Raw genomic sequence first — 7464 nt, 5'->3', positions numbered from 1 at the left:
ACTAGCAGCCCAAGCGGCGGAACCAAATCCGCCGCTTCACTCACATGCCCGCTTGTGGGGCTAGTGTGTAACGTCTGCTTCGGCGGGACGGTCGCCAGAAGCCGACAGTCAGGAACCCACCCCAAAGACGACAGCGGTCGGCCGCGGCCGGGATGGAAGCTAACAGGAAACCGAGAGCGCGACCGGCATGACCGTTTTGGGGCACGTTTCAGCCGGCCCTCGCAACACATTTCTGAGGCGCTGAAGCTGCGATTGAGTTCGATGTAGGTCACTCAAAGTTATTGTCCTTACCCCGGCGCCTAGGGTCCTACAAGCATCCGCCAAGGCGAGCTGATACATTCATCGGTGCCAAGCGGCAGAGGCTTTCCGAAATGGTCGGGCGGTCAACAGAGCTGGAGGGGAGGGCTGCCTTTATCTCGTGCTTCGTCTTTGAAGTTTTATCAGCTATGGACTGCTGGAGCACCCCGATCGCGCCGAGCTACCCAAGGAGAAGGCTTTCCGATGAACGACAATACTGGTCTGATTACTGGGCCGGACGCCGCACTGATAGAGTTGAGCGCCGAAATTGTAGCGGCCTTTGTCGGCCACAATTCAGTCAGCCCCGGCGACCTGCCTAAGCTGATTTCCGACGTGCATGGGGCGCTCCGGGCGCTGCAAGGCCATGAGGCTCCGGCTTCCGTAGAAGAACTCAAGCCCGCCGTGCCGGTCAAGAAATCGGTGGCTCCGGACTATATCGTGTGCCTCGAAGACGGGAAGAAGTTCAAATCCCTCAAGCGGCACCTGCGCACACACTACGATCTCTCGCCCGATGAATATCGCGAGAAGTGGGGCCTGCCAGCTGACTACCCTATGGTCGCCCCCAGCTACTCTGCAACCCGCTCCAAACTGGCCAAAGAGAATGGTCTGGGCCGCAAGGCATGACGCAATTTTCTGCGTGTTAGGCCTGGGGAGGAGGTTCCGCTTTAACAACCGCGAGCAGGGCCAACCCGACGGCAACTAGCCGTACGACCCCATTCCTGCCGTTCCGGGTCATCTGAGTGTGCCTGGGAAGCAGACACGGTATAGCATGCGGAATGGCTGTTGTTTTACACGCCCTTGCAGGCCGAGACGTCGCCGCAAACAGACCAACATCATGAAAGAGCTGATTTCGTGAAGGCCGTTTCACGTAGTAGGGGTCGTGTGCTGATCTTTCGAACTTGTCAACGTAATTGCATAGTTTCGACAAAAGACCGCTTGGGTGAGAGAGCAATGGATTCGGGACGGAAAAGCGCTTCCGAGCTGAGGGCTGATAGCATCAGCTCGATCAGGCGCGTTGCGGCTTGTGGTGTTGCTGCTCTTGTATTTTTCTACTTTTGGGATGGCGGCAGCCGTCCAGTGTTTTTACTGTTCGATCTGCTTTGTACCGCTTTCGTAGTGTGGTCCGTTATGGTGACCGCGTACTACTCGTCATCTCGAGATTGGGGTGGTTGCGAATTAGAAAGACCCCCTTTCACGAAACGCAAGATATTTCTTTCAAGGCTTATTATGAGGGAGTTCATCCGTGGGTAAGTCTGGAATGGCAGTCGAAGGCGTTGGCCTTTACGCTCAGGCCAGTACGTTTGTTGCCTGACAGCCTCGCGGCGTTCTGCCCCGGCAGCACGACAGCGATGCCGACACCGTTAGCGGGACCGCGGATCGAGCGGCGTCTGGCTGGTCCGCTCGCACGCCGCCGCGACGGGGGTCAGATCCCTGAAGTCCGGATGTTCGCGCAGGGCCACCAGGATCCTGGTCTTTTGAGAGTCGAACGTGGCCTTGCACATCACCATCTGCATCAGGCCTCCGCTCATCGAGAAAAAGTAGGGCCCGGTGCGGGCGTTGCCATCGGCGAAGTACACCGCAATCGCGGTGTCCGTCTGGAGATCCTGCCCCGAATACTGAATGGTGTCCCTGGCCTCAGCTGCACCGGCCGTGAGCGCGGTTGCCAGGAGGCAAAGCCGTATCGTGGTGAGCCATTTGGTCATGCAAATTATCCCTCGATAAAAATAGTTGGTGTCCAGAGTTCCGGCATCGCCCTTTGTCCGTCAGTTGCCCAGTCGCCCGGCTAGGTTCTCGAGCGTGGTTTTGCGCCGATCGAGCCGGAACGGCACGCGATCCCGCTCGGCAAGGCCGAAAAGGTCACCGCGCGCACTTTGGGCGATGGCTTGGACATAAGGGGCGAGCGGCATGCACTCCCAGCCCCCGCCGCGCTGACCGGTGGCGGGGTTGTAGGTGTTGGCGGCGTACTGGAAGCACAGCTGGTCGGCATTGCGTTTCCAGTGTCCGGGCAGAACGCTTCGATTGCCGGGGTACCAGAGATAGGACCGGCCATTGCTCGAAAGATATTCGATCTGGGTGCCGTGCTGCGGGTCGTAAGTCATGTTGGTGTGGCCGCCCAGTTCCTGCGCTTGGACGGCTGCGAGCGGCAAGAACAGCATAAGGACAATCAGGACCAGGCGCATCGAAACACTCGTTCTAAAGGCGAACCTTGTGAAGCGACAGAGATTTAGTCCATTGTAATGCGAATAAGGCACAACACGTCAATGGAGAATACTTATGCGCCTTCTGCTCGCTGCGGCCTCTTCTTGTCGTTGGAGTCTCTCCTGCCCTGGCCGCCTGGGCGGTAGCGCAGTCTGGCCATGAGCAGCCCTATTGGCAGCGCTTTCGCCTCCCGGACATGGCCCATGATAACGCCATGAGCGCCTGCAGCGCACACTATCCGGATTGCCGGGTGGTGGTGAGCGGGAACAGCGGTTGCGTTGCCATTGCCACGACCGGCAGCCAATGGGGCGTGGCTTGGGCAGGAAGTCAGCCGCGGGCGGACGATGCGGCGATGCGCATCTGTGACGGGCTCAACGCGGGCCCCTGCACCATCGAGCATCAGTTCTGCGGTCGATAGGCGAGAGCCCTTTGCCGTCAGGGGTTCTCGAACGTCCAGCCATGCTGATCCACAAGCCCAGCATCTCGCTCTAGATGCTGCCCAATGTCCAGAGATCCGGCCACCCGTAGGCGTCCTCGACGAGGGCTGCTTTGGGCCTCTCTTCAATCTTCTCGCCCACGACTATGCCGCCGAGCTTTTCATGTATTACTCGCGCGTACGCGTTTTCGCGCAAGACCGACAGACTTGCTGAGGAATGGCCAGCGGCAGACAGTTGGCTCCACATGGCGCCCATTATTGATCGTCCGATGCGACATCCCTGAACCGAAAAGAGCACATAGATCGCGCTGAACTCGCCACTTAAGTGCGTGTGAGCATTATAAATGACTGTGGACGTGGAATTTTTCGCTATCTAAGGGTTTTGTTTCGAACGCAATCTGGCGCCCGAGGGTCGGCCGGCTGAGGGGCGAAGGAGTCAAGGTGATATGGATCGTGTGATGCTTCGGATTCTTTCAGCCGCTATTTTTGTGGCAGGTGCACTCCACAATTCAATACTTGCGGAAGAACCTATGAACGATAGCGCTGCGTTAGCCCTTTGGATCGAAAATCTTTTGGATCAACGGCGAGAACTTTGGGAGGCGCCAGCTGCTAAACGAGATCAGACAAAAGATATCAGTTCCATCGTGTGCCCGAACATTGACCTTCCAAAAATGGAACGTCTGACGATGGATTTCCCAGACTTGTTTGAGGAGTCGAAGCAGATTAGAACAGCAAAGCCTGCGGGAACGATGGCTTGGCGGTTAATGAGGGGAGTTGGTTTTTTTAGCACCCAACATTTGCTTATTTACGTCGCCCCTGGCGGATACTGCAGAGCGATATACAGCCAAAGCATGTTGTAAAGAAATACAATGGCGAAAATTTTTTTGGCCGCCGACCGGTGACTATCAATGCTCAGTAAAATCCCCAGCCGGATGGTTCAATACCCGAGGCATGTCACCAGCAGATCTCCATTCACCGCCTACTTCAATATGCTCTTTATCTGACGGACATACTCAATGTCGAACAAGTCAACCTCCGAACGTGGTGGAACTGTCCAATTGGAGCTTCGTAGAAATTGCTGTTAGCATAGCTTGCCCGCTTATGGTCAAAGTCACAGGATGGAGTGCTATAGGCGTTGAGCAAACCAGAGCTTGGATATTTTCTTCTTTATTTTTTCTTCGTGTATTCCCCGGCCAGTGCATTACTAATTTATAAGTTCCCAGCCTTAGAAAAATTCATCCCCAAGAGCGTGCCGACAGCTGCACCGTTTCTGTTTTTAACCTCGGTGATTTCATACCTTCCGTTTCGGCTGATCTTTGCGCTACTGCTCTAGCTGACAGCCGCCGATTGGCGGTCGTCAAGCATTGTCGAGTAGTAGCCGCTCGTCCCCTACCTTCCAGTGTTCGCCGTGGCGGGCGGCTCAGTTGAACGACCGGCGTGGGCAGCTTCCAAGGCTGAAACGGGGCACGCTATAGCCGGGACACTTTCGACCCCATTGGGGTCATAGAACGAGCGTGTTTTGGTTGCCAAGACCGACTGTTCAGGTAGGCGATTTCGGCACGGAAAGCTTTCGGGCCAACAGCATCAAGCAGAGGGCAACATTTAGTATGGGAAGCGCCAGATAGCTAAGGAGAATTACCGCCCGGTCTGGCACCTCAAGGGCATAGAACGCGAAATCGGAGCCGCATGGTGTGCCGTACCTAATCGTTCCGAGCCAAATAGAAGAAGTGGATGCAAGCGTCCCGACGAGCAATATAGCGGTGAAGACTAGCGGAATGGTCCCCAGTCCATTTGAAGCCCCTCTACGTAATAGAAAAACTGCCATAGCGAACAGGAGCGTGCCCGAGATGGCCGAACTCGCTAAAGCACTGCCGCTATCGCCTTGCGTGCAGGTGGTGGCATACCCAAACATCTGCATGGGTATGGTCAGAAATGCCAGAATTATCAGTGTCACGGGCCCAGACTCCAAGGCTTTGCTGGCATAGTCTGCTTACTGGGAAAATCTGCCAATAGCCGACCGGCAGAAAACCACCCCGGCTGTTGAAGTGGCCAGAACCTGCGCGGACCGACTGCTTTCGGGAAGTCGCAGAGTCCGGCTGAGCGACCGCAATCGGCGCGTCGCTGCCAGTCCGCTGCCGACCCCATTGCGGTCATCTAAGGGGCGGCCTCGGATGACTGAATGTGGACGTCCGGCACTTGTAACTGTCCAGGTAGCGCGCGCACTCATTGACACTGAGGAGCAATTGGCAAAAGATTCACGGAGAGCCGCTATGGCGGCATCGATCAAATATTAGTCCGCGCATAGAGGCCCCAATGCCCCGAGTCCCTTCTGATCAAAACCCCATGTGGAAATTTCAGAAGATGACGATTTATGCGTACCATGAATTTGGGCGTTCTGGCCCATGTCGATGCGGGCAAGACCAGCCTAACTGAACGACTGCTGTTTGAAACCGGCGCTATCAACAAACTTGGTAGTGTTGATGCCGGAAATACACAAACAGACAGCCTGGAGCTCGAGCGGCAACGCGGCATAACCATCAAAGCCGCGGTGGCTTCCTTTGCCCTAGGCGATGTTACCGTCAATCTAGTGGATACGCCGGGACACCCGGATTTCATTGCCGAAGTTGAGCGCACTCTTGGTGTTCTCGACGCCGCCATTGTCGTGGTTTCGGCAGTCGAAGGAGTGCAGGCGCAGACCAGAGTGCTTGTGCGGGCGCTGCGCCGGCTGCAGGTGCCGTTCCTGTTCTTCATCAATAAGGTCGATCGGCTCGGCGCGAACTATGACGGCATTGTCCATACTCTGACGGAACAGCTCGAATTGTCCACGGTGAAGATGTCCCGTGTGATTGGAGCAGGAGGCAGAACGTCCGCAGTCGAGGCAATAGACTTCGACTATGGGCTTTTGCGAGATGGGCTGATCGACCTGCTGATCGAGAATGATGAGGCATTGTTGGCGGATGTCGTACTCGATCCAGTTCAAGTGACAGGAAGCCGGCTGCGTAAAGCACTGGCCGCTCAAGTCGCCGCGAATCAGGTTCATCCGGCATTCGCCGGCTCGGCTACCACGGGAGTCGGTCTGCAGGAATTGATCGCAGGCCTCGTGGCCTTGTTGCCTTCAGCTACGCCCGCCCCTCTGGCCCCGGTGCGAGGCAAGGTCTTCAAGATCGATCGTGGCTGGGGTGGAGAGAAGCAGGCCTATATTGCACTGGAAGCAGGGACGATACGGGTAAGGGATTTGCTTGCCCTCCCGAAAAGCCATGAGCGTGTAACCGGTATTCATGTCTTCAGTGCCGGCAAACTGCGGCGCTCGGAACAGCTTCAGGCTGGCGAAATTGGTCGCGTTGCCGGACTTGCTTCTGCCGTGATCGGTGACGGCGTCGGGGAGGGGGCAGCATCTGATCGCCTGACCTTTTTCGCGCCACCGACGCTTGAAACCCAAGTGCTTGCCAGGAACCCATCTGACCGACAGGTGCTATGGACAGCGTTGGGTCAACTGGCCGAGCAGGATCCACTCATCAATCTCCGCCACGACGACCAGAACGGCGACATCTTCCTCTCGCTTTATGGCGAAGTGCAGAAGGAGGTCATTAGCACAACGCTGGAGCAGGACTTCGACCTTGCCGTCGATTTTCTCGAAAGCACCGTGATCTGTGCCGAAAGAGTGGTCGGGTCTGCCGAGGCTGTGGAAAATATTGGCGAGGGCCAGAACCCGTTCCTTGCGACGGTTGGCCTGCACGTGGAGCCGCGCCCTCCTGGATCGGGGAACAGCTTTCGCTTCGACGTCAATTCCGGGCTGATGCCGGCTGGCTTCTATCGAGCTGTCGAGGAGGCGGTCGCGGAGACTTTGAAGCAAGGGCGGTATGGCTGGCCCGTCATCGACTGCCAAGTCACGATGACCATGGCCGGGCAATCGGCACCGGAAAGTACGGCAGGAGACTTTCGTCTCCTCACGCCCCTTGTTCTCGCATCGGCTCTTGCCAAGGCGACGACCGCCGTGTGCGAGCCAGTCAGCAAGTTCCGCATCGACACACCGCCGGACACTATCGGTGCCTTGCTCACGCTGCTGGGCCAGGCCGGTGCTACACTTAGCGCGACAAATGTTGAGGAAAGAGCAGCGAGGCTCGAAGGCACTATTGTAACGGTAGCGATGCAGGGCGTTCAGCGGCAGTTACCCGACCTGACCGGTGGGTCTGCGGCCATGGAGGCCGTCTTCGATCATTACGCACCCATGGCTAGGCCGTCAAAACGGCCGCACATAGGGGCCAATCCATTTGATCGAAATGGTTACATGGCAAAAATGCGGAGGTAGCTCAGCGAGCTGGCGGCTTTTGTGTTCTTGGAACCGAAAGCCGTCAGTCCGCTACCCACCCCGGTTGTTGAAGTGGCCAGAACCTGCGCGGACCGACTGCTTTCGGGAAGTCGCAGAGTCTGGCTGAACGACCGCAATCGGCGCGTCGCTGCCAGTCCGCTGCCGACCCCGTTTCCGAACTAAGATGGGGGGAACGGTGTCGCTCCAAAGCGGCTATAATCGG

At 57.0% G+C, this 7464-nt stretch carries 6 protein-coding genes; 4 read left to right on the top strand and 2 right to left on the bottom strand.

The window, feature by feature from the left end; all coding sequences use genetic code 11:
- Window positions 1-501 precede the first annotated feature (501 nt).
- Window positions 502-921: a Ros/MucR family transcriptional regulator gene (locus tag IC608_RS17830; RefSeq protein WP_191778287.1), complete on the top strand. Its 420-nt coding sequence runs from the start codon at window positions 502-504 to the stop codon at window positions 919-921.
- Between the two features lie 737 nt (window positions 922-1658).
- Here the strand turns inward: IC608_RS17830 and IC608_RS17825 are convergent.
- Together IC608_RS17825 and IC608_RS17820 are read right to left on the bottom strand one after the other, a co-directional pair.
- Entirely contained in the window at window positions 1659-2000 is a 342-nt protein-coding gene (locus IC608_RS17825; RefSeq protein ID WP_191778285.1) for a hypothetical protein, read from the bottom strand.
- A gap of 60 nt (window positions 2001-2060) precedes the next feature.
- Window positions 2061-2477, bottom strand: a complete 417-nt coding sequence (locus IC608_RS17820) for a hypothetical protein (protein WP_191778283.1) — start codon at window positions 2475-2477, stop codon at window positions 2061-2063.
- Window positions 2478-2692: 215 nt separating this feature from the next.
- Between IC608_RS17820 and IC608_RS18665 the strand changes: the two genes are divergently transcribed.
- From IC608_RS18665 to IC608_RS17805, 3 genes are all read left to right on the top strand, one after another.
- A complete protein-coding gene (locus IC608_RS18665) occupies window positions 2693-2914 on the top strand; it encodes a DUF4189 domain-containing protein (protein WP_428056361.1) in 222 nt (73 codons plus the stop codon).
- Window positions 2915-3378: 464 nt separating this feature from the next.
- Window positions 3379-3792 (top strand): hypothetical protein, encoded by a 414-nt coding sequence (locus IC608_RS17810; protein WP_191778280.1) that lies wholly within the window; start codon window positions 3379-3381, stop codon window positions 3790-3792.
- 1511 nt (window positions 3793-5303) lie between these two features.
- Window positions 5304-7241, top strand: a complete 1938-nt coding sequence (locus IC608_RS17805) for an elongation factor G (protein WP_191778278.1) — start codon at window positions 5304-5306, stop codon at window positions 7239-7241.
- The last annotated feature ends 223 nt before the right edge of the window (window positions 7242-7464 follow it).

The organism is Devosia oryzisoli (genome assembly GCF_014837245.1).
Lineage (GTDB): Bacteria > Pseudomonadota > Alphaproteobacteria > Rhizobiales > Devosiaceae > Devosia > Devosia oryzisoli.
Note: the sequence above shows the minus strand (reverse complement) of the source record. Positions and strands in the feature narration are given on the sequence as shown.

Bases quoted from the DNA above. Each gene is read 5' to 3' on its own strand.
- IC608_RS17830 (WP_191778287.1), top strand. From the start codon at position 502: ATGAACGACAATACTGGTCTGATTACTGGGCCGGACGCCGCACTGATA.
- IC608_RS17825 (WP_191778285.1), bottom strand. From the start codon at position 2,000: ATGACCAAATGGCTCACCACGATACGGCTTTGCCTCCTGGCAACCGCG.
- IC608_RS17820 (WP_191778283.1), bottom strand. From the start codon at position 2,477: ATGCGCCTGGTCCTGATTGTCCTTATGCTGTTCTTGCCGCTCGCAGCC.
- IC608_RS18665 (WP_428056361.1), top strand. From the start codon at position 2,693: ATGGCCCATGATAACGCCATGAGCGCCTGCAGCGCACACTATCCGGAT.
- IC608_RS17810 (WP_191778280.1), top strand. From the start codon at position 3,379: ATGGATCGTGTGATGCTTCGGATTCTTTCAGCCGCTATTTTTGTGGCA.
- IC608_RS17805 (WP_191778278.1), top strand. From the start codon at position 5,304: ATGCGTACCATGAATTTGGGCGTTCTGGCCCATGTCGATGCGGGCAAG.